A 25,603-nucleotide genomic window follows, 5' to 3' on the forward strand; every position below is an offset into this window, starting at 1 on the left:
AGTGGTATCTTCTATCGCTTCTCAGTCTGCGGAACCGGCCACGTCTGCCGGGTTTGAGTACGTCTTCCCAGCCATCCGCGGTATCCAGGCGGGGCGCGAGTACTACGCGTCCATGTGCCCGATGCGGCTCATCCCGAAGATCTTCCTCTTCGACGAGGACGAACTGGCGCCTGAAGTACGCGCCCAGCGGATCCTGAACAAGGGGCGCCTGCCCGCGTTAACCCGCTACATCGTCGACAACCCCACTGACTACGTCTTCAGCGCGATCACCGCCTCGGTTGATGGCGACATCCGCTTCGAAGCCATCGCCGACAGTGGCGTGGGGATGCGTACCGGCCAGATCCGGATCCCGATGGCAGCTCGGTTCCTGATCAACGACGGTCAGCACCGGCGCGCCGCGATCGAACAGGCACTCAAGGAGAACCCTGACCTCGGGGAAGAAACCATCGCGGTCGTGTTCTTCCATGACACCGGGCTCGCCCGCTGCCAGCAGATGTTCGCTGACTTGAACCGGCACGCCGTGCGCCCCCCGCGCTCCATCGGAGTGCTCTACGATCACCGCGACGACCTGGCCGCCATCGTACGACTGCTGGCGATGCGCACGCCGGTGTTCAAGGGATGTGTGGAGATGGAGAGCAGCACGCTCTCCCAGCGTTCACGCAAGCTGTTCACCTTGAGCTCGGTGTACTACGCCACTCAGGCCCTGCTGCAAGGGCTGGAGGTCACCAAGGAACAATCCCAGGAACTGGCTGAGGCATACTGGACAGCGATCGACAAGACGATCCCGGACTGGAAGCTGGTGCGGAACCGGGAACTGTCGGCCCGGGACGTGCGCCTTGACTACTTGCACAGCCACGGAATCGCACTGCACGCGCTAGGACGCGTGGGCAACGCCCTGTTGCGTGACTCGCTGACCCCCTCTGACTGGACGCCGTCCCTCACCCTCCTCTCGTCCGTGGACTGGTCGCGTACCAACCCGGACTGGGAAGGGCGCGCCCTCATCAACGGCAAGGTCTCCAAGAGCCACCAGAATCTGACTCTTACCGTGAACTACCTGCGCCAACATCTAGCGCTCCAACTGAGCGCCGAAGAACAGCGTGCGGAAGACGCCTACCTGCGAGGAGACTCATGAGCACCCCTAAGTCGAGTGCGCCCTTCCAGGACAGGTCCCTGGCTGAGGTCATCGAAGAGCTGACGGAGGAGATCCGTGAGCTCTACGTTGCTGATGAGGTTCCCTGGGTTGTCGGATACAGCGGGGGCAAGGACTCCACCGCCGTCCTCCAACTGGTGTGGCTGGCTCTGAAGGACCTACCAGCCGAGCAGCGCACAAAGCCGGTTCATGTGATCAGCACCGACACCCTGGTGGAGAACCCGGTTGTCGCTGCGTGGGTCAGCCAATCTCTGGACACCATGCACACGGCGGCCCAGACTCAGCAGCTGCCCATCGAGCCGCACAAGCTCACCCCCGCCATCAAAGACACCTTCTGGGTGAACCTGATCGGCCGTGGCTATCCAGCGCCCCGTCCCAAGTTCCGCTGGTGCACCGAGCGGCTGAAGATCAAGCCGTCGAACGCCTTCATCCGCCGCGTCGTACGCCGACACGGTGAGGCGATCCTGGTGCTAGGCATTCGCAAGGCCGAGAGCCAAGCCCGGGCCCGGGCGATGGCCCGGCACGAGAAGAAGCGTGTTCGCGATCGCCTCTCTCCCAACGGCAATCTGCCCAATTCCCTTGTCTACAGCCCGATCGAGGCGTGGTCCACCGACGAGGTATGGACGTTCCTGATGCAGCACCCCAATCCCTGGGGGCATCAGAACAAGGACCTGTTGACGATGTACCAAGGAGCGTCCGACGACTCCGAGTGCCCGCTGGTCGTCGACGACACCACTCCCTCATGCGGAGACAGCCGCTTCGGCTGCTGGACGTGCACGCTGGTGGAGCAGGACAAGTCCATGACCGCGATGATCCGCAACGACGAAGAGAAGCAGTGGATGCGACCGCTGCTCAAGCTCCGCAACGAGCTCGACGATGTGAGCAAGGAAAGCCAGACCCGGGACTTTCGCCGCATGAACGGCAAGGTCCAGCTCTTCGGTGAACGGCCTATCCCTGGCCCCTACAAACAGTCGGCGCGCGAAGACTGGCTGCGCAAGCTCCTTGACGCCCAGGCTCAAGTCCGCAGGAAGGCCCCAGAGCACGTCAGCAACATCGAGCTCATCTCGATGCCGGAGCTTCATGAGATCCGCCGGATCTGGGTCTTCGACAAGCACGAGGTCGAGGACTCCCTGCCGCAGATCTACGAGGAGACCACTGGCGAGAAGTTCCCTGGCCTGCCCCTCGACGAACAAGTCGTCCTGGGAGCCGAGGAGATCGGCCTGCTCAAGGAGGCGTGCGACGACGACCCGATCCACTTCTCGATGACCCGCGAGCTCCTGGCGGTCGAGCGCCAGTACCGAACCATGAGCAGGAGGGCCGGTCTGTTCGAAGCCCTGGAGAAGGCGGTCAAGAAGGGCTACTACGAGGACGCAGACGATGCGCTGCAGTTCGCCAAGAAGCTCGAGGAACTGCGTGACAGTGACCCCACCCAGATGAAGCTGGACGAAGAGACCACCACCGATGCACCTGCATAACCTCACCCTGCACGACTTCGGCGCCTACAAGGGACGACAGACCCTGGACCTTCGGGTCAAGCCGAAGCGCCCGATCGTCCTGATCGGTGGCCTCAACGGCTGTGGCAAGACAACCCTGCTTGATGCCATTCAACTCGTGCTGTACGGGCCCAGAGCTCGTTGCAGTGGACGGGGCAACCGCTCCTACGACAACTACCTGCGAGAGAGCATCAACCGTGCGGCCGACTCCAGCCGCGGGGCCCAACTCCACCTGGAGTTCTCGATCACTGTCGAAGGTCGTCCCCGCACCTACGAAGTGTCTCGCACCTGGTATGTCAGTGGTAAGCACGTGCGCGAGGACCTCTCCGTCGCTGTGGACGACAAGTACGACGCGACGATCAGCGATACGTGGGCTGAGCACGTCGAGCAGATTCTGCCCCTCGAAGTCGCCTCTCTCTTCTTCTTCGACGGTGAGAAGGTTGAGCAGCTCGCGGACTCCGAGAGAGCCGCTGGTGTGATCGAGGCCGCCGTCCAGTCTCTCCTCGGTGTCAGGGCGGTCGAACGGCTGCGAACGGACCTTCTTGCCCTTCAACGTCGTCAACGGTTGTCGCAAGAAGATCAGGGCATCATTGAGCAGATCCGTGACCTTAAGGCCAAGGCGCAGGACACAGCTCAGGAGGTGTCTGACCACAGTCAGCGCCACGCCCAGGCCGTCTCGTCCCTGGACGTCGCCCAAGCCCGGCTCGCCACGGCAGAACGGGACTTCGAACGGGCGGGAGGCCGGCTGTACGAGGAGCGACGCTCCTTGGAGGCGGCAAAGAACGACGCTGAGGGATACTTGGCCGAAACCCAGAAAGCTCTTCGCGGACTGGCCGAGGGCGCACTGCCACTCGTCTTGCTACGCGAACAGCTCACCGCGTTGGGCGAGCAGGCGGTGCGTGAGCAGGAAGCGAGTGAGGCTCGACAGATCACGAGCGCGCTTCAGAAGCGTGATGCGTGGCTGATCGATCAGCTCTCTGACGACGTGTCTGCGGATGTTCGCGCTGAGCTGGAGAAGAAGCTGGCGGCTGACCGTGAGGTGCGGGCGGCCAAAGCTGATCTGGAGCTGAACCTTTCCCTGCCAAGAGGTCTCACGGAGAAGCTCTCGACGTTGGAGGGGGGATTGCGAGGGGATACCGTTCGCACAGCGGAGCTTCTCCAGGCCGCAGGCAAGGCAGTACACGAGCTCCAGGAAGCCGAGCGGCAATTGGCAGCGGTCCCCGATGAGCGACTCATCAAGGACCTGATCGAAGGCTGCCAACAGGCAAGAGAAGCTGTGGTGGTCGCCCGCTCCACGGTCAATCGTCATCAAGAGTTGGTGGATGAGGCCAGGGCTCGACTCGAGCGTCTCGAAGCGGACCTGGAACGTGCCCGGCAAAAGCGGGTCAGGACGTTCATCCGCGAGGAGGAACTCCAGCGCATCGTCACCTATTCAGAGAAGGCCCGCGCCACGTTGGGGCGGTTCGGTGAAGCGCTCTTGCGCAAGCACATCAGCAGCTTGGAAGTGGCGGTCCTGAGCAGTTTCCAGGCACTGATGCGTAAGAATGGGCTGGTCAAGGATCTCCGAATCGACACGGACAAGTTCACGCTCGCCTTGACCGATCGCGATGGGGAAGCCATAGACCCCACCCGGCTCAGCGCTGGCGAGCGTCAGCTACTGGCCATCTCGCTGTTGTGGGGATTGGCTAAGGTGGCGGGTAACCGACTACCTACTGTGATCGATACGCCACTGGGGCGTTTGGACAGTCGCCATCGTGAACACCTGGTGGACCGTTACTTCCCGCGTGCTGGTCGACAAGTCCTTCTCCTATCCACTGACGAGGAGATCGACGAGCACCTGCTGCGCCGGCTGAAGCCGTCCATCGCCCATAGCTACATCCTTGTGCACGACGACACCACGTTCACCACTCGCGTCGCGTCGGGCTACTGGTGGACTGAGGGAGCCCTGCATGCCGTCTGAGATCACCATCCGGTTGTCCCAAACCGCCAAGGATCAGCTCAGTCGTCTCAAACGTCACACAGGGATGACCCAGTGGAATGAGCTGTGCCGGTGGGCACTGGCTATGTCCCTAAGAGATTCCTCGGCACCCCTTGTGCGGGACATTGTCACCGACTCCAACGTGGAGATCGCCTGGAAGACCTTCACGGGCCAGCACAGCGACATCTACCTGTCCTTGCTCAAGCAACGGTGCGTAGCCGATGGGCAAGAGCCCAACGACGATGCTGTGAACAAGACTCTGCACATCCACCTGCACCGCGGTATCGGCTACCTTGCCGGGCGCCAGGACCTGCGTTCCATCCAGGATCTTCTCGCCATCACAACTGAGTAGAGCCTTCACCTGACCATGGGCCCGTTCTCTGAGCAGCTTCGGAGCGGCGGGCCCTTGCCATGTCACACTGCCAGTCCTCGCCGACCGCTGATGTCCCATCAAAAATTCCTCGGGCGGGGCGCAACAACTTGGCTTCCCACCCGACCTCTATGAGTGAGGAGGAAGGAAGAGCCGAAGCCGCCCCGGTTTCGGTAAAACCCCCTCACTTGTCGGCTCTGTCCAGTACGCTGACCCGACAACTCCATAACTCAGCTTCACTTTTCGGACGTGTGCCACCGTATGGGGCCCACCACCAGATACTTGGAGCAATATGATCAGCCCCCCGGTTATCGGGGCAGTCCAGGCTTTGCAGAAGCAGGCCCTGACCAGCCACGACACCTACGAGCTCGACCGTATCGACCGCGCTTTGGACGAGCTTCTCCGAAACCCCGACGACACCTCCTCCACCCCCACCAAGCACCGCATCCGTTCGGCTATGGGGCACGCCTATGAGGTTCTGGAGCGCCGTAGGACCATCGCTCCTGCTGCTGCCTTCGACCACGAGCTTGGGGACCAGGAGAACACCGACGCCAGCTACCTGGTGGTGGAAATCCATACGTGGTTGCAGACCGAGCCCCACCTTGCCAACGGGGAGCGCGCGCTGCTCGAGGACTTAGCACACGGCCACGACGCCACAACCATGGCCCAGCGTTATGGTGTGCCACTACCCCGTATGCGCGAGCGCATCAGCCGTGCCCGTCGCCGTGCGAGGACGCTGTGGACCGCAGAGGAGGCTGCTGCGTGAGCCCCAGGGCCCTGAGGCTTCGCCCGTGGTTGGTGCGTGCTCTCATCCCGCCTTGCCGGATCGGCACATACGTGCTCTATACGGCAGATGGCGAGCCCACCTACATCGGTCGCAGCGACACTGACATCCGTCGAAGGCTCCTGAGACACTGCACCGACCGGCATGGCGACTACTTCACCTACGACGTCCACCCCAGCTCGGTCAGTGCCTATGACGTTGAGTGCGCGCTGTTCCACATCTTGACACCGCAGGTGTCCAACCGTATCCACCCCCGCCGTCCTGACTTCCATCCCACCCCGTGCGCGTTCTGCCTACCTGAGCAGCGCGATGCGCGCTGGCCCCGTCTCCGCATGTAGCCCCCGGGAAAGGACTGGGGCCGCTACGGCACTAACACGAGCTAAGGATCCACTATGGCGACCAATCCGCTGTTCTTGTCCTCCGACGATCACCGCGCTGACCTCATCCAGGTCGACCGGGCCTTGGACTCCATGCGTGACGCAGGCTTCGACCTCACCGCTGCCATCGGCGAGCCCCTGGACAACTCCATCGAGGCGGAGGCCACGCTGATGCGTGTGCAGTCCGTCTTCGGCCGGGGCAAGAAGACGATCGACAAGATCATCATCACCGACAACGGCATCGGCATCGACCCCACCCAGATGCACCACGTGCTCTCCATGGGCTACAGCACCCGGTACGGACAGCGCCAAGGGCTGGGACGGTTCGGGGTCGGACTCAAGCTCGCTGGCCTCAGCCTGGGCGAACGCATCGACATTTACAGCAAGCAGACCAATAACCCGACGATCTACCACAGCTACATCGACCTCGAAGAGATCCGGGAGGGCGAGCAGACCCACATCACCACCACCGAGGCTGAGGGCTGGCCTGCGGAAGCGGCCAAGCTCATGACCGGGCGTGATGGACGGGCGTTTTCCTCCGGCACGATCGTGGTGTTCGGCAAGATCGATCGGCTGTCTAGCGGGGGGCCCTACGGTACTTCCCTTGACGAGAAGCTCGCCGATCTGCGCAAGTTCATCGCTCGTGCCTACCGCACATACATCGACACAGGTCGGGTGTTCGAGCTGGACGGGAAGGCCGTCACACTCCACGATCCGCTCTTCTTGAGGGACAATCCTCGGATCATCTCCCGCTACAAGCAACTGGACCCACGTGGAGAGCTCATCGAGGAGACCGATCTGGAGGTTGACGGCCACAAGGTTCACGTCTCGGTCGCTATCGTGCCCAAGGAGTTTCGCCCATGGCAGGGAGCTGGTGGTGAGGTGGATTCAAAAGGTCAGGACATCAAAGAGTTTCAGATCAACTATGAGAACACGGCCAAGATCAGTATCCTGCGCAACGGCCGTGAGATCTACTACGACATCGTCCCACGCCTGCTGGAAGGCGGGCGCAACGACAAGGTCCTGCGTTACGTCGCCATCGAGGTCAACTTTCCTGCCGAACTGGACGAGTACTTCCAGGTCCGCCATGTCAAGCGCGGCGCGGAGCCGGTCAGCAAGCTGCGGACCCAACTCCGGGAGTGGCTCAAGGCTCCGGTGAAGCAGGCCTTGCGGCAAGTGCGTGCGGCGTGGAAGGAACACGAGACCCGCCAGCGGCTGGAGAACGGTGAGCACAGCGGGAGCATGGAAACCGCCGCTAAGGTGGCGCCCTCTCTGCCCAAGGGACTGGCCGGCCGGGGGGCGACCGCAGCGGAGGAGGAGAAGGTCGTCCAAGAGACCGCCGCGGACATGGGGCTGGACGCCGACAACGACGCTCCCGAGATCGAGAAGCTGCGCGAGCAGATCAAGACCAAACCCATCACGCTGCTGGATGGTCAGTGGCCCGGTAAGGAATTCCTGGAGATCCGCCACCTCAACGGAAAATCCGTTGTCAAGATCAACCATCGTCACGCCTTCTTCGACAAGGTGTACGCCCCTTTGAAGAAGGTTGCCGACGAAGGCGCGGAAGGCCTGGAACACGAAGAGCTCACTGACCTGGCCCTGCGGGCTCAAGCAGCCATCGACCTTTTGTTCATGGGTTACGCGCGCGCTGAGGGCATGTACGAGGACCCTGAGCGCTTCGACGACCTGCGCACCTACTGGGGCATGTTCACCGAGGCACTGCTCCGGGAGAAGTTCAAGGATCAGTGAGCGGACGCTGGGTGGGATGTCTCTGGAATCTCACCCAGCTCGTTGCAAATGGCAGGCACCGTCAAACGCCTAGAAGTCTTCAGCCCCGCTGTCTCAATATTCTCGGACAGTGTTCTCCTGCCACTCTGGGCTTGACCCTCTTCAGAAAGGTAAACACACAAAGATGTTTGGCTCCGGTTCTAATTTCACGTTCCGCGATTACGTGCAAGGCACCTGGGGCAGATTCGCCACTCCTGCTGGCCGGGTCGACTACATCATGACCAAGGCCCGACTCGGCGGAGATCTTGATGCCCCTGAACGACGGCTCACCAGGAGCCTTGCCCCTGTTCGAGAGATCATGGATCCTGGCGACCTGGACTTCAACCAGCTGCTGCAACGTGACCTGGATGATCATCGGGTGGCGGTGAAGCTCATCCCCTATCTGCTCAAGCAAGAGGTGACCGGGCCTGCGCTCTTCCCCCCTATCGTCGCTATTCTTCTGCCTTTCCGGAACAAGCGACCGACCACCTTCCCGACACTGGCGGATCCGACCCAGGTGGAGCATGACGACACACTGTGGCAGGAAGCACGAGCGGGGAAATCCTTCCAGGTCCACCGGCTTGTGTTCCCCGACGGTGAGTTGCACCCTGCGAATCTCGGCAAGCTATGGTGGAACCAGTCTGAGGCCAGCCTCGTAGTTCTCGATGGCCAACACCGAGCGATGGCTTTGCTGGCTATCGAGCGCACTCTGTCCCGTTCCTGGCAGAACAACGGCGAGAAGTTTCGCCCCTTCTACGAACACCAGGTTGAGCGTCTGTTGGACGAGTACCAAGTGTCCGAACTGGACCTGGCGAAGATCGAAGTTCCGGTGACAGTCTGCTGGTTCCCTGACGAGACCGGGGATCCCTCACGGCCACACGAAGCGGCACGCAAGCTCTTTGTCGACGTCAACAAGGAGGCTCGTCCACCAAGCGATTCCCGCATCATCCTCCTGTCTGACGGCGAACTCTCCAATGTCCTCACACGCAGTCTCCTGAGTGCCTTGCGCAGCCGCAGGGACAGTCACCTGCCGCTGTATGCGGTCGAGTACGACAACCCTGAGATCAACACCAGCCGCCCCGCCCGCTGGTCGGTCATGACGAACATTCATCTCCTCAAGATGGCCGTCAATCGCTGCGTCTTCGGTCCCTCCAAGTACCTCACCAATCTCGCCCAGACGATTGGTGGAAGGGAGAGTGCCAAGGACCGCGACGAATTCATGCACGCCCAACTGGACTTGGTCAGCCTCTTGCCGGAGTATCTCGATGATGCTGGCTACCAGTATGACCGGGACAGTATCGGGGACCTCAAGTTCCCACTGGGCCGTGCGGAGGTTTTGGCTGACAGGTTCATGGAAACCTGGGGGCAAGCGATCCTGATCCTCTTGTCCAAGGCCGCTCCCTATGCTGCCCACGCCGCTAGCCTCACCAAATTCAAGGAGAACTGGGACACCACAAAAACCCATGCGGCACTCGCGCACGACGCCCTGTTCGGCGGGGTCGGAGTTTACTGGACTCTTCGCGACGGCTACGACCATTACCAGGACGCTGTCCGGAACTCTGAGGGCCCTCGACCTGTGAAATCGGACGTGATCCGAGCTTGGGACACTCTGAGGGATAAGCAGGCCGAGTTCGACGAACACCGCGCTCGTGAGTATCTCGGTTCGACTCGCCCTCAGGTCATCAAGCGTTGTAAGATTGCCTTCGATGTCTTCAACACGCATGCCTGTCAGCTCGGCATGGTCATGGCCCTCGGTTCGCTTTGGGAGATGCGTAAGAAGCAGCCCGGAGGTGTCGACCTCAAGGATCTCCCTGCCTTCGCGGACGCCCTCGTCACCGCATGGAATACATTCTTTCAAATGGAGCACGGCCGAGCTCGTGACCGGAAGTATGCCTTCAGTAGAGACTGCAGTTACCCGATCAACCAGATCTCCCAAATGGATACCCCCTACGCGGTGTATTTCCGATACTTTTGGATGCAGGCCCTCGCCATCCCCGAGGTGTGGCAGCACATCGCTCCCTGGCTGATTAACCAGGACGACTTCGATACCGGACTCGGCCATGCCCGGCGCCTCTACATGGACCTCTGTATCAAACAGAAGGACAAAGCCTTGGAAAAGAGTGAGCCGACTCTTGACCCCGGGAAGCGGAAAGAAAAGGCTGAGAAATTGGCGACCCAGGATCTCAAGAAGGCCCTCAGGCACTGGTTCGAGGTGTCGGACCAGGATTTTGAAGCATGGCGAGCAGGTTCGGCTCCCCATGGCAGTCAGGCCGAGTTGGACTTGGGAAAAGAGGAATCCAAGACGGTGCAAATGAACCCTGGTTCGTAAATATGGGGTCATTATTTCTGTTCCGGTGAGTCGTAGGCCAACGTCATTTCTCACTCGGTTTAATGGCGCCCGACTTGGGTCAACTTCGTCCGTACAAAATTGACCCAAGTCGGGTTCTTGTCAACGCTAGCTCCGGTTCTTTTTGCGAAGGTAACCCCAAGCTTCCTCGGCTGTAGCTGCACACAGAGCCCTGATCTGCTTTGAGGAACCCCGATCAGAATAGAGGCGGAGAATCGCGTTCATGTCATCTGGAACAAGCTGATGCTTCCTGGCTCCGTTGATTTCTGATTGAGGTGTCATCGGTAGAATGATTTCCTTGACCTTGGGTGGATCGGTGCAGATTTTTTGGGTCAGAAGTTCGCCTAATATGGTGCGCCTTCGGGAAGGTTGAAGTGCGCGACCGGTTTCTATGGCATGCAAATTTCTGGCCATGCGCCACAGTGCGGTCCCTATGCCTTTCCTGCGCATCGTTGGAGTAACGTATATTTCCGTTGCTATATTTTGTGTTTCATTCCATCTGATTGCTCCCGACTGATGGGCTGCGTGTTCAGGTTCATCTTCCGATTTCATGGTGAGTATCACGTTTTTCCCTGGTCTTCCCTGTTCGTCGCAAGGAAAGGCGATTAGCTCGTGTATTCTCGCATGGTCTGATTCAGAGATGACCAAATGGGAGAAGTAAATATCTTTTTTCAATCGCTCTCCCTTGGGTTGCTTTGTGGATGCGTGCTACTGGGCTGCCAGCCATTCAGAAGTCGGCGTGAATTCGGGGTCAATCGGAGTGAGCGCGTAGAGCTCGACCACTCCCGAGCCCTGCTCACCCAGCGGGACCATCTCGAAGACGATCCCCTCCGGGCTGGTGCCGACCGCTCGGCGCTCCAAGACCGTGTAGTCGCGGGCCCGCACCACGTGGGTGCGGTGGGCGATCGAGGCCAGCTTGGGGCAGGACCGCAGCGCGAAGGCCAGGCACTGCGCGTGAGAGGGCGCTTCGAAGTAGTAGCGGGTGTCGGTGTCGGCCAACGGCCAGGTGCACGCCTGATCGGTGTCGATGGGGATACCGCAGACGGTGCAGCGGCGTTCCTGGACCGCGCGCCGCTGGTGGTTCACACACGGTGTGCCGAACCGGGGTCGGCCCTTTCCGGGCTTGCAGGTGCACACGAGCACGGGCCCCTGGTCGCGCTGGACGACGTGGTCGCCCCCGCCGCTCCACTGCACCGTCCACGGCACAGGCGTCGAACCGGCGCGGGGCAGGCGGGCGATCTCGGGCGGCATCGGATGAGTGGTCATACGGACTCCTTCTGAGGACAGGGGGCGGGGACGGTCGGCGCCGCGGGGGTCAGGCGCCGGCCTCGATCTGCTGCTGAGCGGAGCGAGTCGGCGCGTCGCCGTCCTCGCGTACTTCCTTGGCCTTGGCGATGACCTTCTGCGCCCAGCGGCGCTTCTTGGGGGAGATGCCGAACTGCTCACACAGCCCGCGTTCGGACGGGGCCATGCCGGCCCCGGCCGCCTCGACGTAGAACTGCACGGCCTTGAAGAAGACGAGCGGGTCGGTCTCGGCCGAGGTCCCGTTCCTCTTCTCCTGCTGGGCGAGGAAGGCGTCGGCCAGGTCTTTGGCCTCGCGGATGTGGAACCCCTGGCGCAGACGCACCGAGATCTCGGCGGGCACCCTGCGCCGCCACAGCGGCCCCAAGGCGCTCTTGAGGCGGCGCTGGGTCTCGATCTTCATCGCGTACAGGTCCAGGGCGCTCTCCCAGTCGGTGACGTGCCACATGGCGGCCTGGCGGGCGATGCGCAGCGAGCCCAGCGGGTCCCACCACCAGCGGGCCGCCGGGACCAGGGGCCCGGCCGCCTCCTGGCGGCTGCGGGCCCACTGCTTGCGGCGGTGGCGCAGCACGGTCTCCCACAGGGCGGCGGCGATGACCGGCATCAGCGACCACGCCACCCGGGCGGCCACGCCCTGGCCTGCGGCGGCCGCGTGCGACCACTGGAACCAGGCGCTGCCCGCCACGATCAGCAGCACCATCGCCCGTGGCCCCAGAGCGCTGGCGCCCATGCGCGCCCACCGGTAGGAGACGAAGGCGAAGAAGCCGGCCATGCCGTCCAGGGCGGCGAACAGCAGGTAGGGCCAGATACCGGTCAGGCCCATCTCCGTTCGGGCGAACCCCACCAGGCCCTGCATGATGAGTCCGCTGGCCACCGAGGCGAAGAACACCACGAGGGCGTTCTCCACCAGGTTGGCGCGCTCCTGGCCGGTGAGGTCCCTGTACCAGGCGGAGAAGGACCGGGCGAGCCGCAGGCAGGGGTAGAGCAGGACGCCGACGGCGGCGAGGCCGCAGACGGTGAGGATGATCAGTTGCGTGGTGTCCATGTGAAAGGGGTTCTCCAGGGGCGGGGGTTCACGACAGCGGTGGCGCGTGCTGGTCGAGCCACGCGGCGCAGGGGTGGACCTCGGGGTTGACGGGCACGGCCACCAGGTAGACCAGGGCCCCGAACCGGCGCCCTTGCCCGTCGCCGAGCGGGAAGTAGCGGTGGACGGTACGCTGCCCGTCCTGGCTGGCGGTCTCGCGGCGTTCGTAGAGCCGCACCCGGCGGCAGATGAGGATCTGGGCGGTGTCGATCGAGCGTGCGAGCACGGGGCACACCCGCGCCGAGTAGGCCATGCACCGCGGATGCAGCGGCGGTTCGATGAAGTCGAGCGTGTACGGGTCGTCGCGGATGAAGGCCAGGCCCGAGCGGGGGTCCAGGCGTGTGCCGCACACGCCGCACCGGTGTCGGCGCATCGCGCTGCGCTGCAGGTCGGGGCAGATCGCGCCGAGCTTGTGGGGCTGGTCGTGGTCGCGGCAGGGGCACACGGCGGTCAGGCCGGTGTCGGGCAGCTCCTTGATGGTGAAGGTGGCGGACATGTCGCCGCGCGGGGTGAGGACGGGGATCGGGTAGCCCGCCCGGGTGGTGGGCAGGCGCCGGATCGGTCCGGGTATGGGGACGTCAGTGCTCATGGTGATCACCTGGGGTTTTGAGGGGAGCGGGGTGCGTGCGGTGGTGGCTGGCCTGGGATGTCAGGGGCGTGCCAGGGGGTGGGCGAGGAAGGTGTCGCGCTCCAGCACCAGCGGCTGCAGGGGGCGCGAGAGGAAGAAGTGCAGCGTCCCCTCTCGGCCCAGCGGGTCGCCGTGGGGCACGGCGAGGATCGCGGTGGTGCCGGGGCCGTGGATGAGGCGCTCCTCGCAGGTGTGCACCGTCAGGGCCAGCGCGATGGGGAAGTCGGGGCCGGCGCCGCGTCGCAGGGCCGGGCACACGGCCAGGGAGTAGGCCAGGCACTGCGGGTGCGCTCCGGCCTCCATGAACCACGGTGTGCCCGGCAGGGGAAGGCCGCCGAAGGCCAGGTAGGAGTCTGAGTCCACCCTCTGGCCGCACACCGGGCAGCGCCGTTGGCGCACGCACCGGCGCTGGCGCTGGGGGCACTGGGAGCCGAAGAAGGGGCGTCCGTGGTCGGGGGAGCAGTCGCACACCGCGATCGGTCCGGTTCCCGGCCGGTGGACGATGCGTTCGGGGTCCTCGCCGCGGGAGACGGTGTAGGGGATGGGCATCCCCTGCGCGGTGCGGGGCAGCGCGGCGACGGGTGCGGGCATGGGCGCGGTGCGCCAGGATGCGGGCATGGGGGGACCTCCCAGAGGGGCTGCGGGTGGGGCTGGTGTGCGGCGTGGGGTGGGGGTGCCGGTCAGGGGCAGGGGCCGGACAGGTCCGTGACCATGGACAGGGTCTGCAGCGACTCGGCGCGCTCTTCCCGCTCGGCCTGGATCCAGTCGTCGTCCTGGCCGGTGGCCACCAGCACGTTCGCCCCTCTGGGGGCGGCCACGTCCCAGCACGCGAGGTTGGTGCACAGCACCGCGGCCTGGAACTGGTCGATCTCGCGCAGCTGCCAGGCCAGGTCCCGGGGGTCGACGCCGTGCTCGTGCAGGGCTGCCAGCAGGGGCAGGAGCCCGTGTCCGGTTCCGGTGCGCTCCAGGGTGATCGACCGCACGGGCCGGTCCCGGTCCAGGTGCACGGGGCGCATGGTGGCGGCCTCCAGCGGGTCGCGGCCGGTGCTGGCCAGCGGGGCGCGCAGCCGGTACAGCACACCGCCGAGGAAGTCGCGCCGGTGGGTGAGGTCGTCCAGGTAATCGATCACGCCCGTGGCGGTGAGACGGCGCGCCAGTTCCAGCGCGGCGCTCGTGGTGTGCTCGCGGTCGGGCCAGGCGGGCCAGTCGGTGTACTGATCCCAGTGGTGGTACAGGTGCGGCCAGCGCTGGGCTGCCCTCTCCCACACCCGCCGCTGGGCGGAGAGGAAGGCGCCGACACCGTCGGGGGCGTGCTGCGGTGTGCTCAAGTCCAGACGGGAGCGCAAGGCGGCCGCGGTGAGCACACTCATCGGTACTTCGGCGCGGCTGGGGCCGTACAGGTCGTGCCACTGGTTGGCGACGGCGTCGGCGAAGGCAGTGGAATTTACGGTCATGGGCGGGTCTCCTGTCGTCTCGCAGGCGAAATGAGGGCTGGGGGGAGAGGTGGGGGTCAGGCAGCCGAGGCGTAGCGGTCTCCCAGGACGGCGAGCCGGTACAGCGCCCGCGTCCTGTCGATCTCGATCCCGAGGCCGCGCTCGTAGCGGGCGCGGGCCTGCCAGTTCCCGGTGAGGGAATCGGCGCACCCGATGAGTACGTGGGGGCCCAGTTGCCACAGGTCGGCGTTGACCGCCAGGCACGCGGTGGCCACCGGGTCGATGTCGACCAGTTCCCAGCGCAGGTCGGCGGGGTCGCCCCCGTGGGCGCGGATGCGCTCGGCCAGGGCCAGTACCAGGGCGCCGGTGCCCGCCGAGTGCTCGCAGACCGCCGAGCCGGGCGGTGGCACCGCGTCCATGTCGGCCAGGAGTGCGGCGGTGCTGGGTGAGGTGTAGAACTGCCCGTGGGATTCGAGGGCCTTGCGGGGGCGCAGGCCCATGAGCAGGGGGCCGAAGAGGTCGGTCGAGGTCCTGCTGGGCGTCATGGTCAGGTCGAAGAGTCCGGCGCTGACGGCGGTGCGGGCGATGGCGGCCAGGGCCGCATCGTGGTCGCTTCGCCCCTTGTGGTGGCTGTGCTGCGCCAGGGGCAGGACGCGGTAGGCCAGGTCCGGGCGGGTGCGGGTGAAGCCGGTCCAGAGCATGCGCAGCACGTGGGCGGCCTGCTGCCGGTCCAGGTCGAGGAAGTCGTCGGTGGCCTTGCGGGGGTTGCGGTCCCGCAGGTGGGCCAGTGCCGCCACGGCGCTGAGCGGCAGTTCGATGCCTGAGCCGGAGAAGCGGCTGGCCCAGGCGGCGCAGACGCGGTCGGTGATGGTGCGGATGCGGTCGTGGTCGGTGGTGCGGGGTCTCCGCCCGCTGTATGTGCTCATAGATTTGAAATTAATCTATGAGCATCATCTTGGCAAGTCGGACCCGCGTCCCCCCGTGTGGCCCAGGGTTTATCAATGCCTTGGACTGCGAGAACGCAAGCTCCGGATCCGGTCCCGAGTGCTCACGTGCGCCACGGGGCCGCTCCTTCAGAAGGGCGGCTGCCCTGTGCCGCTCGCGTTGGCCGGGGTAGGTAACGGACATGGGCAGACACACCGAGATGGACAAGGACGCCGCCGCGCGCATCCAGTCGGTGGCGGACCGGGAACCGCAGTCCGATACGGCCCAGTCCGGGTTCGACACCCGGGCGCAGTCCGCAGCGGACCGCCACGCCAACGAGCGGGACGAGGAGGACGACGACGAAGCCCGCGCCGCCGCGTGCGCCCCAGCGCGAACGCGGCGGCCTGCCCCGGATGGGCGCGCAGGCAGCGGCCCTCGGTTGGCTAGCGCGTCGGCGCCGCGCCCTGCCCCCGACGCAACTGGTGCAGGGCCTGGTAGTAGCGCAGTGCACCCATGACCATCGCCCGGGCGAAGCGCACGTCGGCCTCTCCGGCGGTCTCCGGGCCCGCGGTGGTCAGGCTCACGCTGAAGTCGCCCTGGTGCAGCTTCAGGATCGGGGTCCGGTCCGCATAGGTGTGGCAGAGCACCTCGGGGCCGTGGGCCTCCCTGCCGCTGCCGCTGGTGCGGAAGGCCAGATCGATGCTGTTGCCGGGTTCGCCGGGTCGGCCCGTCACCGTGAGCAGGGTGAACGGTCGGGGATCGGCGGCGGACACCGGGTGCTGGTCCATGGTCGGGCTCCTCCTGTGTGCGGAAACAACCCCTGCAAGCCATCAGGGCGCACGGCTGTGACCATCCCTGAAAATAGAAGTTGATAATGTCATTATCGACTGTTAAGTTTCTGGGTGTTCCACCATGCCCCTGATCCGAGGAGTTCCATGGCCCTACCGCGTACCCCTGCCCCCTACCGAGACGACCGCGCCGCCGGTGTGCTGCTCGCCGCCGCCTGCGGCGACGCCCTCGGCGTCCCCTACGAGTTCGCCCCCCGCCTCACCCCGGACCAGACCCCGCAGATGGTCGGCGGCGGCCTGGGCCCCTACGCCCCGGGCGAGTACTCCGACGACACCCAGATGAGCGTGTGCATCGCCCGCGCCCTGACCGAGACCGCCCCCGCCGCCATCCAGGAGAGCCGGGTCCTCAACCGCATCGCCGACCACTTCCTCACCTGGCTGCGCGAGGGCGCCACCGACATCGGCATCCAGACCCGCTCGGTGCTCAGCGCTACCGCAAGCGACGCGGCCACCCCATGGGTGGCCGGTGCGATGCTCCGCAGATCACGCGAACGATGGCAGTCCGGTAGGCGCTCCGCGGGCAACGGTTCCCTGATGCGCACCGCCCCCGTCGCTCTCCACGACCTGTACGACGCCCAGGCCACTGCCGAGGCCGCGCGGCTGGTCAGCGACCTCACCCACGCCGACCCCCTCGCCGGGGACGCCTGCGTCATCTGGTGCGAGGGCATCCGCCACGCCGTCCTGCACGGCGGCTTCGACGGCGTCCGTGCCGGGGTCGACCTGCTCCCCGCCCAGCGCCGCCCCTGGTGGCACGCACGCCTCGACGAAGCCGAGGCCGAAGACCCGCACGCCTTCGCCGACAACGGCTACACCGTCACCGCGTTGCAGGTCGCCTGGTCGGCCATCACCCGCACCCCGGTCCCCGACGAGGACCCCGCCGCGGGCGTCTTCGCCGCCGACCACCTGCGCCTGGCCCTGGAGGCGGCCGTGCGCGCCGGAGGCGACACCGACACCGTCGCCGCGATCGCCGGATCCCTGCTCGGCGCCCGCTGGGGCGCCTCGGCCGTGCCCTGGCACTGGCAGCGCGCCGTCCACGGCTGGCCCGGCCACACCGCCCGCGACCTCATCGCCCTGGCTATCGGCCTGACCCGCCAGGGCGCCCCCGACGGCCAGGGCTGGCCCCACGCCGCACGCCACCCCCGCCATGCCGAGGCCCCCGACCCCTTCCACACCGCCCACCCGCACGACGACGGGGTGGTCCTGGGCAACCTGCCCCTGGCCGACCTGGACCCGGCCGCGCTGGGTGTGGACGCGGTGGTGTCGCTGTGCCGGGTGGGCGCCGCCGACTTCGCCCACGTCCCGGCCCGCGACCACGTCCAGGTGTGGCTCATCGACCGCCCCGGTGCCAACGCCCACGGCCACCACACCCTGGACCAGGCCGCCCGCGCGGTGCACGGCCTGCGCGGGGAGGGCAAGCGGGTGCTGGTGCACTGCGCGGCGGGCCGCAGCCGCACCCCCAGCGTGGCGGCCCGTTATTCCGGGCTGCTGGGTATCGACCCGGCCACCGCCCTGGACGAGGTGTGCCAGGCGCTGGCCGACAACCGTCCGCTGGTCAACCCCGAACTGGAGGGCTTCGTCTTCGACCTGGCGGGCTACGCCCGCCCTGTGGGCCAGGACCGGCCCTGGCGTATCCGGCAAGCACCCCTGCACGGGCAGGTGAGTGAGGAGTGAGCAGCGTGGGCCAGGCCCCGCCACACCGTGACCAGGCCCGGACGGCACTGCCGTCCGGGCTTCGCCCACTGCTGGACACCCTGCACACACCCCCGGCCGACCCTGGCAGCGACACCCCGCCCGGACTGGAACACCTGCGCCGCCACCTGGCCGACTACGCACCCGCCACCCGCCGCGCCTACCTCACCGACTGGACGCTCTGGGCCCGCTGGTGCCGCGCCAACCACCGCACACCCCTGCCCGCCGACCCCGCGGACGTAGCCCTGTACCTGGCCCACGCCCACGACACCCACCACAAGGGCCAGGCCACCCTGCAGCGGTGGGCCTCGGCCCTGGCCACCGCCCACACCGCCAACGGCCACCCCGACCCCACCAGCAAACCGGCCGTCCTGGACCTGCTCAGGTGGCTGCGCCGCTCCGGCCCCCAGCCCCAGCGGCGCACCTCACGCTGGCTCACCGACACCGAACTCACCCGCGTGCTGGCCACCACACGCCAGGAGAGGTGGCCCGAGCTGGTCATCAACCGCCGCAACCGCCTCGCCCTGCTCCTGGCCCGCGCCACCGGACACGGCCCCGAGGAGACCCTCGCCCTGCGAACCGGACAACTCGCCATCGCCGAGGGCACCGCGGTCCTGGCCGCGGCCGACGAGCCGCCCCGAGCGCTGGCCGCCCCGCTGCCGGAGGCGGACTGGACCACCTGCCTGCCCTGCTCCCTGGTGCTGTGGAGACAGGTCCTGGACCTGGCCCAGGACGGCAAGGAGACCCTGCGCCGCACCTTCACCGAGACGGGCCGCACCCCGCCCCGCGGCCATCTCGACCACGCCCTGGCCGCGCCGGCCGACCCGCACGCCTGGCTGCTGCGCAGGGTCCGGCGGGGCGGATCCCTCACCAGTGAGCGCATGGCGCCCAAAGCCCTGCGCGAGGTGCTGCGCGCTCATGCCGAACGGGCCGGGGTGGTCACCGCCGGCCTCACCGCGTTCGCTCTGCGCTCCCGCCCGTGAGGCCCGCACCCTCCTGTTCCTGGCGTCGCCGTACCGAGTGCGCGTGGGCGGTGCGCACCTCCTCCTCGTCGACACCGAAGAACGCCGCCAGGGACCGCGCCTGGGCGGTGCGCAGCTTGCGGGTGCGCCCGCTCTCCAGCGCGCGGTAGGTCTGCACGTTCAGGTCCGGGTCGGCGACCGCGTCGACCAGCTGGTCCTGGGTCAGCCCGGCCACGGCCCGGTATCCGGCCAGGCCCGCGACCTGGAAGTCGAGAAAGGTCCGGGCCGGCACGCCCAGGATCGCGGCCAGGCGCTGCAGGGCCTCGGGGGTGGGGGCGCTGCCGCCGTCCTTCTCGTAGCGGCTCACGGCGGTGCGGCTCAGATCGGCGTGGCGGGCCAGCTCCGAGAGGTTCCAGTCCTTGTCCTGGCGGGCCTGTCTGAGTACGGAGGGCTTCCAGCCCACGACCCCGCTTCTCGGCATGCTCACCCGTACCCTCGTCGGCCAACGATCCGTTCCTAGGACTCTAGACGGACGCGCCGGGGCGGGCGAACGCCCGCGGCCTGGCGCCGTTTGGGCGTGTGCGCGGTGCTCTGAGCTACCACCCGTGTGGGACGAACCCTGTTCCGTCGAGCCAGGCCCGGATCCCTTCGGCCGGGTAGGCGATCGTGTTCGACGGCAGGCTGCGGGGATCGGCCCACACCAGCTCGGCGGCTTTGTGGGATTCTGCGTTGTAGGGCTCGCCTTCCCATGCGGTGGCTGAGAAGAACAGTCCGATGCGCGCGTGTCCGGGCTCCTGGCGGTGGTGGACCACCGCCGCCAGGGTGAGGTGGCCGGGATCCACCCGGACCCCGACCTCCTCGTGCACCTCGCGGGCCGCGGCCGCGTGCGCGGGTTCGCCCTCTTCCAGGTGCCCGGAGGGCAGGTGCAGCATGCCGTCGCAGTAGCCGGTGCCCCGGCGCTCCAGCAGGGCGATCTCGCCGCTCCGGCGCAGGATGGTGTGTACGTCGACGACGCTGGTGTACGGGGCCATGGGGCGGGGTCCTCTCCGGCAGCGGTTGGTTCCGGTGACCATAGTGGCGGGGTGTGACCTTGCGGCCGGTGTCCGCCGGTCACCGGCGTCCGGATATAGACGATCCGCTCGCTCCTCTCCATGGAGACCGCGTGCCCGCTCCGCGTGTGGGACCGGGACACGCTTGTGGGTCTGTCGATGACGTTCGCGGCGTGCAGGAACCCCTGTCCTTGCAGGCCTAGATGATCTCTCGTCGGCACGGTGGGAACCCTCAGGCCGCAGGGGCCAGGGAGCCGACCAACGGCTCAGCTCGTTCTGCCTGGCTCCTGCTCTGCTGGTGGCCCGGGTGCTGGCGCTCGGCGAGTTGTCGGCGCAGCCTGAGCAGCTCCTTGGCCCCCGTCTCACCCAGGCCGGACAGGACGCGACCCCCGGGACGGTAGATCTCCTGCGGGGGCTCCTGCGGTTCCGGAGGGCTGCCCACGGCGTCAGGCTGTGCTGCGGGACGGTCGGGCTCGGCTACGGGGGCGGCGGGTGTCTCGGGCTCGTGACCCCAACCGTTCGCCGTGGGGAAGGACGACCGGTCCCAGGGGGCCTCACCGGCCCCAGTGCCCGACGCCGCGGTGCTCTCCTGCTCTGGGGCCCGGTCTGCGACGGGCGCAGGCTCTTGTGCCGGATACTGCCCCGACCGGCGGCCCGCGGCCTGCGGGGGGAGGAAGCGTTCGGTCAGGGTGCCGTCCCCGGCGGCGTTCTGCAGCGTCTTGACGACGTAGGCGATGGGGTGGCGGACCCGCCGGTGGCGCATGATCTGGCTGACGCACCGGGCGGCCCATGCGGGGGAGACCACGTGGTCGGCCAGAGCGGCCAGCTCCTCGATCACCGCGGCGATGACCGGATCGGTCCCCGGGGCGAGCGCCACCTGCTGCTTCGACGGCGCAGCCGGCGCTTCTCCTTGAGGGATAGATGGATTGATCTTCTGGGCGGAAAACTCCGACGAGGGTCCACGGTGGTCCTGAGCTGGGATGACAGACCCCGCGGGGAACACCGGCAGGGCGTCCTGGTCGGGTTCTTCGCACGCGAAGGGGGCCAGGAACTCCTCGCGCCGCTGCCAGACCTGGGCGGGCACGGTGGCCTGGTACACGCTCGGCCGGGGTCCGTCGGCGCGCTGGCCCCCGCGCTCCAGACAGGTCAGCCACCCCTGGGCCTGGGCCGTGCCCAGATGTTCGCTGATCGTGGACCGGGACCTGTCGGTCAGGCCCACCAGGTGGGCGAGGGCGTTGCGCACCGAGCCCGAGGGCGACATCAGCAGTCCCAGGGTGGTCAACGAGGCCTGCACGGTCCGGGACAGGCCTGCGGCGCTGACCACCAGACGAGACCACGATGCCGGGTCGAGGGCGACACGTTCCATGCTTCTCCTGCACCTGTGCTCGTGGGGCCGCGGACGCGAGGGCTCCGCGGCGGTCCGGCCGCGCTCCCGAGGGGGAGACACCAACTGATGTAAGTATAGATTAGAAAATAATCTATGATTCCATCGGTTGGTGTCTCAGGTGCGGACCACGACGCATCGGGCCGGACCAGGGACGGACCGGATCGGTCCGCGCTGTACCAGAGCACGCCACCGGGGGCCGGCAACCGATCGGCTGCCCCGGCGAGGGCCACCGGGCCCAGGAGTCACAAGAGCCCGCGGGAGAACCTTTCTCCCTTGACGAGCAGCACAACCCCATACACGGCCGCCCACCAGGCGAACGCTGACGGAGAAACAGGGAGAAAGCGCAGGCCATGACCACCACAGACCCACGAGCCCGAGGCGGTTGCGCGCCCGTCCACCCTAACGAACACCGCGTAGCCGCGCCCACCGAAACCGGTGACCGCTACGACAGGGCCAGGGACCGCTGGAACAGCCCCGAACCCCTGCCCGCGCCGGGCCGCCCTCTGCCCGACTTCCCCCTGCACGCCCTGCCGACGTGGGTGGGCGAGCACGCCGGTGCTCTGGCCGAGCAGACCCAGACCCCACCCGACCTCGCCGGGTGCCTGAGCCTGGCCGCCCTGTCCACCGCCGCCTCAGGACGGGTACGCATCGACACCGGCATGTGGAGCGAACCATGCTGCCTGTACACGGTGGTCGCCATGGAACCCGCCTCGCGCAAGTCCGCGGTGTTCACCGCCATGACCGCGCCCCTGGCCGAGGCCGAGCACCGTCTGGCCGAGCAGGCCGCACCCCGCATCAGAGAAGCCGAACTCACCCGCCGCGTCGCCCTGGCCCAGGCCAAGAAGGCAGCCAAGACCGCAGAGACCGAAGGCACCCCCCAGGCCCTGGCGCAGGCGGTGCGGGCCGCTGAGCAGGCCGCCCACGCCACCGTCCCCGCCCCGCCCAGACTCATCGTCGCCGACATCACCCCCGCCAACCTGGCCCGCCAACTCGCCGAACAGGGCGGAGGACTCTCCCTGCTCTCCCCCGAAGGAGGCTTCTTCTCCACGCTGGGCGGCCGCCACGGCGGCACCCCCAACCTGGAGACCTTCCTCAAAGCCCACGCCGGCGACCCCATCCGCGTCGACCGCCAGGGACGTGCCCCCGACCGCGTCCCAGCACCCGCCCTGACCATCGGCGTCGCCCTACAGCCCGAGGCCGTCCGGGACATCCTCGCCACCCCCGGGGGCCGCGGACGCGGCATGACCGCCCGCATCCTCTTCTCGCTGCCCCGCAGCACGGTCGGCTTCCGACAGATCGGCCGCAGCACCCCGATGCCCGCCCAGGTGCGCCACACCTACCACCAGCACCTGAACCGGCTCCTGACCTGGGCCCGCCACCACCCCCGCCCGGTCACCCTGACCCTGGCCGAACAGGCCCGCGAGCGCATCGTCCACCTGCACGACGAGGTCATCGAACCCCAGCTGCGCCCCAACGGCCGCCTCGGACACATCGGCGACTGGGGCGGCAAACTCCTGGGCGCCACCGTGCGCATCGCCGGGCTGCTGCACACCGCCCGACACCTCGAGAACGCCGACCAGCACCCGGTCCAAGCCGCCACGCTGCACGCCGCCGAAGAGATCGGCCGCTACTACAGCGAACACGCCCTGGCCGTCTTCGACCGGACCGACCCCGCATCGGCCCACGCCATCGCCGGAAGGGTCCTCACCCACCTGCGCACGCGCACCAGTACCGACGGCACGATCGGCCACCGCGACCTGTTCACCGCCCTGCGCTGCTCCACCCTTCAACGCTCGGGCGACCTCGACCCCGCCGTCGCGCTGCTCACCGACCTGGGCTGGCTGCGCCCCGCACCAGGGCCCGCCACCCCCGCCCCGGGGCGGCCCAGTCGCCGCTACCTGGTCAACCCCCGCCTGTACCGCCCCTGACCCGGGCCGGACCACCGCGCCGCGCGCGTGTACCGAACCGGGCCGCGCCCACTCCACCGCGTGCCGAGCCCCGACCGAACCCCGGAGGTGATGTGCGAAGCAACGCCACCCGCACCACGGCGTCCGCCGATACCTGGCTCACCGTGGACGACATCTGCGCCGACCTCGGTGTCGCCAGGTCCACATTCCACGACTGGCGGGCCAAGAGGCGTGCCCCCAAGTGCACCAAACTCCCCAACGGTTCGCTGCGCATTCGCCGCAGCGACTACGACCACTGGCTCAAGGAACTGGAGTAGCCCACTTATGGAAGACAGTACCTACGATGTAAAGATCTGGGGAATCAGGAAACTCCAGGGAAAGAAGAAGACGACCCATAACATCCGCTGGGTCGTCGGGGGTAAGCTCCACAGCAGAACTTTCAGGACCAAGGCGCTCGCCGAGTCCTTCAGAACAGAGCTCACAGCAGCCCAGCGCCGCGGCGAGGCCTTTCATATCTCCACCGGAGAACCCGTCACCTGGAAACAGGAGAAGGATGTCCTGACCTGGCACGCTTTTGTGCAGACATACATGGACGAGCACTGGAGGGACGCCTCGGGTAACCACCGCAAGGACCGGGCTCGCATTCTCACCGACGCCACCGAAGCGCTGTGGACCACGGACAAGGGAAAACCCGACCGGGATCTGATGCGTACCGCCCTGCAAAGATGGTCCTACAACACCGCACACCGCGGCGACGAGTGTACTGTGGATATAGAGAACGCGATCGCCTGGGCCGACAAACACACCGTTGTCCTGACCGCGCTTGCCGAACCGTCGGTTGTACGTGCAGTCCTCAAAAGAATCACTGAGAAGAAGGATGGCACGCCGGCCGCGGCGTCCAGCGCCGTCAAGGCCAAGCGCGTCCTGTCCCACACGCTCGACTACGCGGTCGAATGCGGGTACCTGACGGCCAATCCGCTGTCGGCGGTCAAGTGGAAGGCCCCCAAGGTCAGCCGGGAACTGGACCGCACCTCGGTGCCCAGCCCCAAGCAGGTGCGTGCCCTCATCGACTCCGTCACCCGCCACAAGCCCAGCGGCCCCCGCCTCAACGCCTTCTTCTCCACCCTCTACCTCACCGCGCTGCGCCCCGAAGAGGCAGTCAACCTCACCTGGGGAGACGTCCACCTCAAGCCGTGCTCCTGGGACCACGAGACACAGCAGTGGTGCCCGCCCGAGGCGGAGCACGACTGGGGTGAGATCGTCGTGCGCGAGGTGGCCCCCGACGTCGGCAAGCGGTGGACCGACTCGGGTGAGTTGCGCGACCGTCGCCAGCCCAAAGGACGCGCGGTGGGAGAGCAGCGCCACGTTCCCTGCCCGCCCAAACTCACCCGTGTCCTGCGTCGGCACCGTGAGGAATTCGGGGAGGGGCCCGGAGGACTGGTCTTCTTCGGTGTCCAGGGCCGCCAACTGGCCACCTGCGTGTACCAGGACGCCTGGGCCAGAGCCCGGAGACAGGTCCTCAGCAAAGCCCAGCAGGCCACTCCCCTCGCTGAGGCCCCCTACGACCTGCGGCGCGCCTGCGTCTCCCTGTGGCTGGAACAGGGCATTGTTCCGGCGCAGGTCGCCGCATGGGCCGGACACAGCCAGGAGGTTCTGCTGAGGGTCTACGCCAAGTGCATCAGCGGCAACGAGGAGCGCGACAGGCGCCGGGCCGCTTCAGGGTTCAAAGGGTTCTGAGACCATGCGGTCCGCCCCCGCCCGGGATGGGTTTCCCCTGCCGGTGCGGCCACGGGGCGGTCCCGGGCAGTGCACCGAAACAGCAGGCCAAGGTACGTGATGCAGATCACGCGAGTCCATGGGTGGGAGTTCGCCCCGTGGTTCGGGGGCGCGAGAATTTTGCCGCGTATGTGTCGCGGGCAGCCGTAAGCGGTCGGATCCGGCCGTCGCCAGCCGGACCGCGGGTGTGCGGACAAAAGAGAACGCCCGGCCTGTTGGTGCAGGTCCGGGCGTTCTCTCCACTGTCTCACGGTGGCGCACTCGGGAGGACTCGAACCCCCAACCTTCTGATCCGTAGTCAGATGCTCTATCCATTGAGCTACGAGTGCAGGTCTTCAGTTGTGTGTC

At 66.8% G+C, this 25,603-nt stretch carries 24 protein-coding genes and 1 tRNA gene; 13 read left to right on the forward strand and 12 right to left on the reverse strand.

The annotated features are described in order from the left end of the window. Position 1 precedes the first annotated feature (1 nt). From dndB to B042_RS0109490, 8 genes are all read left to right on the forward strand, one after another. Complete coding sequence (dndB, locus tag B042_RS0109455; RefSeq protein WP_028648085.1) at positions 2–1,132, forward strand: DNA sulfur modification protein DndB; 1,131 nt, start codon at positions 2–4, stop codon at positions 1,130–1,132. After that, positions 1,129–2,625 (forward strand): DNA phosphorothioation system sulfurtransferase DndC, encoded by a 1,497-nt coding sequence (gene dndC, locus B042_RS0109460; RefSeq protein WP_028648086.1) that lies wholly within the window; start codon positions 1,129–1,131, stop codon positions 2,623–2,625. The genes dndB and dndC overlap by 4 nt, the downstream gene beginning before the upstream one ends. Next, positions 2,612–4,603, forward strand: a complete 1,992-nt coding sequence (gene dndD / locus B042_RS0109465) for a DNA sulfur modification protein DndD (protein ID WP_028648087.1) — start codon at positions 2,612–2,614, stop codon at positions 4,601–4,603. Before dndC ends, dndD begins: the two co-directional genes overlap by 14 nt. Beyond that, positions 4,593–4,973, forward strand: a complete 381-nt coding sequence (gene dndE, locus B042_RS0109470; RefSeq protein ID WP_028648088.1) for a DNA sulfur modification protein DndE — start codon at positions 4,593–4,595, stop codon at positions 4,971–4,973. The genes dndD and dndE overlap by 11 nt, the downstream gene beginning before the upstream one ends. 310 nt (positions 4,974–5,283) lie before the next feature. After that, positions 5,284–5,757, forward strand: a complete 474-nt coding sequence (locus tag B042_RS0109475; protein WP_028648089.1) for a hypothetical protein — start codon at positions 5,284–5,286, stop codon at positions 5,755–5,757. Positions 5,758–5,828: 71 nt separating this feature from the next. Continuing rightward, positions 5,829–6,113 carry a GIY-YIG nuclease family protein gene (locus B042_RS27040; RefSeq protein ID WP_369797690.1) on the forward strand — a complete coding sequence of 95 codons (285 nt, stop codon included), beginning with the start codon at positions 5,829–5,831 and terminating at the stop codon, positions 6,111–6,113. Between the two features lie 54 nt (positions 6,114–6,167). Next, the gene (locus B042_RS0109485; protein WP_028648091.1) at positions 6,168–7,901 is read left to right on the forward strand and encodes an ATP-binding protein; all 1,734 of its coding nucleotides are present in this window, start codon (positions 6,168–6,170) and stop codon (positions 7,899–7,901) included. 163 nt (positions 7,902–8,064) lie between these two features. After that, positions 8,065–10,248, forward strand: coding sequence for a DNA sulfur modification protein DndB (locus B042_RS0109490; RefSeq protein WP_036554450.1), 2,184 nt, complete (start codon positions 8,065–8,067; stop codon positions 10,246–10,248). A gap of 126 nt (positions 10,249–10,374) precedes the next feature. Here the strand turns inward: B042_RS0109490 and B042_RS25630 are convergent, their stop codons facing one another. From B042_RS25630 to B042_RS24330, 8 genes are all read right to left on the reverse strand, one after another. After that, the gene (locus tag B042_RS25630; protein ID WP_155988984.1) at positions 10,375–10,830 is read right to left on the reverse strand and encodes a GNAT family N-acetyltransferase; all 456 of its coding nucleotides are present in this window, start codon (positions 10,828–10,830) and stop codon (positions 10,375–10,377) included. Positions 10,831–10,974: 144 nt separating this feature from the next. Next, positions 10,975–11,532, reverse strand: a complete 558-nt coding sequence (locus B042_RS0109495; protein ID WP_028648093.1) for a hypothetical protein — start codon at positions 11,530–11,532, stop codon at positions 10,975–10,977. 49 nt (positions 11,533–11,581) lie between these two features. Continuing rightward, positions 11,582–12,613 carry a DUF2637 domain-containing protein gene (locus B042_RS0109500; protein ID WP_028648094.1) on the reverse strand — a complete coding sequence of 344 codons (1,032 nt, stop codon included), beginning with the start codon at positions 12,611–12,613 and terminating at the stop codon, positions 11,582–11,584. A gap of 28 nt (positions 12,614–12,641) precedes the next feature. Continuing rightward, positions 12,642–13,241 carry a hypothetical protein gene (locus tag B042_RS0109505; protein ID WP_231493899.1) on the reverse strand — a complete coding sequence of 200 codons (600 nt, stop codon included), beginning with the start codon at positions 13,239–13,241 and terminating at the stop codon, positions 12,642–12,644. A 60-nt stretch (positions 13,242–13,301) separates the two neighbouring features. Continuing rightward, positions 13,302–13,898: a hypothetical protein gene (locus tag B042_RS0109510; RefSeq protein ID WP_028648096.1), complete on the reverse strand. Its 597-nt coding sequence runs from the start codon at positions 13,896–13,898 to the stop codon at positions 13,302–13,304. A 62-nt stretch (positions 13,899–13,960) separates the two neighbouring features. Beyond that, positions 13,961–14,734: a hypothetical protein gene (locus B042_RS22585; protein WP_051415578.1), complete on the reverse strand. Its 774-nt coding sequence runs from the start codon at positions 14,732–14,734 to the stop codon at positions 13,961–13,963. A 56-nt stretch (positions 14,735–14,790) separates the two neighbouring features. Then, on the reverse strand, positions 14,791–15,639 hold the full coding sequence (locus B042_RS0109520; RefSeq protein WP_231493900.1) for an SAM-dependent DNA methyltransferase: 849 nt from the start codon (positions 15,637–15,639) through the stop codon (positions 14,791–14,793). Between the two features lie 441 nt (positions 15,640–16,080). After that, the gene (locus tag B042_RS24330) at positions 16,081–16,425 is read right to left on the reverse strand and encodes a hypothetical protein (RefSeq protein WP_051415579.1); all 345 of its coding nucleotides are present in this window, start codon (positions 16,423–16,425) and stop codon (positions 16,081–16,083) included. Between the two features lie 147 nt (positions 16,426–16,572). Between B042_RS24330 and B042_RS27045 the strand changes: the two genes are divergently transcribed. Then, a complete protein-coding gene (locus B042_RS27045; protein ID WP_081748698.1) occupies positions 16,573–18,156 on the forward strand; it encodes an ADP-ribosylglycohydrolase family protein in 1,584 nt (527 codons plus the stop codon). After that, positions 18,153–19,157 (forward strand): hypothetical protein, encoded by a 1,005-nt coding sequence (locus B042_RS0109535; RefSeq protein WP_231493901.1) that lies wholly within the window; start codon positions 18,153–18,155, stop codon positions 19,155–19,157. The genes B042_RS27045 and B042_RS0109535 overlap by 4 nt, the downstream gene beginning before the upstream one ends. Here the strand turns inward: B042_RS0109535 and B042_RS0109540 are convergent. From B042_RS0109540 to B042_RS22595, 3 genes are all read right to left on the reverse strand, one after another. Next, positions 19,126–19,617 (reverse strand): helix-turn-helix domain-containing protein, encoded by a 492-nt coding sequence (locus tag B042_RS0109540; protein ID WP_051415580.1) that lies wholly within the window; start codon positions 19,615–19,617, stop codon positions 19,126–19,128. The genes B042_RS0109535 and B042_RS0109540 overlap by 32 nt on opposite strands. Before the next feature lie 115 nt (positions 19,618–19,732). Further along, positions 19,733–20,167: an NUDIX domain-containing protein gene (locus B042_RS0109545; RefSeq protein WP_081748699.1), complete on the reverse strand. Its 435-nt coding sequence runs from the start codon at positions 20,165–20,167 to the stop codon at positions 19,733–19,735. A gap of 250 nt (positions 20,168–20,417) precedes the next feature. Then, positions 20,418–21,551 (reverse strand): hypothetical protein, encoded by a 1,134-nt coding sequence (locus tag B042_RS22595; RefSeq protein ID WP_197024236.1) that lies wholly within the window; start codon positions 21,549–21,551, stop codon positions 20,418–20,420. A 371-nt stretch (positions 21,552–21,922) separates the two neighbouring features. On the opposite strand from B042_RS22595, the gene B042_RS22600 reads away from it, so the two are divergent. From B042_RS22600 to B042_RS24915, 3 genes are all read left to right on the forward strand, one after another. Then, on the forward strand, positions 21,923–23,500 hold the full coding sequence (locus tag B042_RS22600) for a YfjI family protein (protein ID WP_051415581.1): 1,578 nt from the start codon (positions 21,923–21,925) through the stop codon (positions 23,498–23,500). A gap of 92 nt (positions 23,501–23,592) precedes the next feature. Beyond that, entirely contained in the window at positions 23,593–23,796 is a 204-nt protein-coding gene (locus B042_RS0109560) for an AlpA family transcriptional regulator (RefSeq protein WP_028648102.1), read from the forward strand. A 271-nt stretch (positions 23,797–24,067) separates the two neighbouring features. Beyond that, positions 24,068–25,216, forward strand: coding sequence for a site-specific integrase (locus B042_RS24915; protein ID WP_197024237.1), 1,149 nt, complete (start codon positions 24,068–24,070; stop codon positions 25,214–25,216). A gap of 292 nt (positions 25,217–25,508) precedes the next feature. Here B042_RS24915 and B042_RS0109570 read toward each other — a convergent pair. Next, positions 25,509–25,584: transfer RNA gene (locus B042_RS0109570), tRNA-Arg, on the reverse strand. Between the last annotated feature and the right edge of the window lie 19 nt (positions 25,585–25,603).

This window comes from Nocardiopsis sp. CNT312 (assembly GCF_000515115.1).
Taxonomy (GTDB): Bacteria; Actinomycetota; Actinomycetes; order Streptosporangiales; family Streptosporangiaceae; genus Nocardiopsis.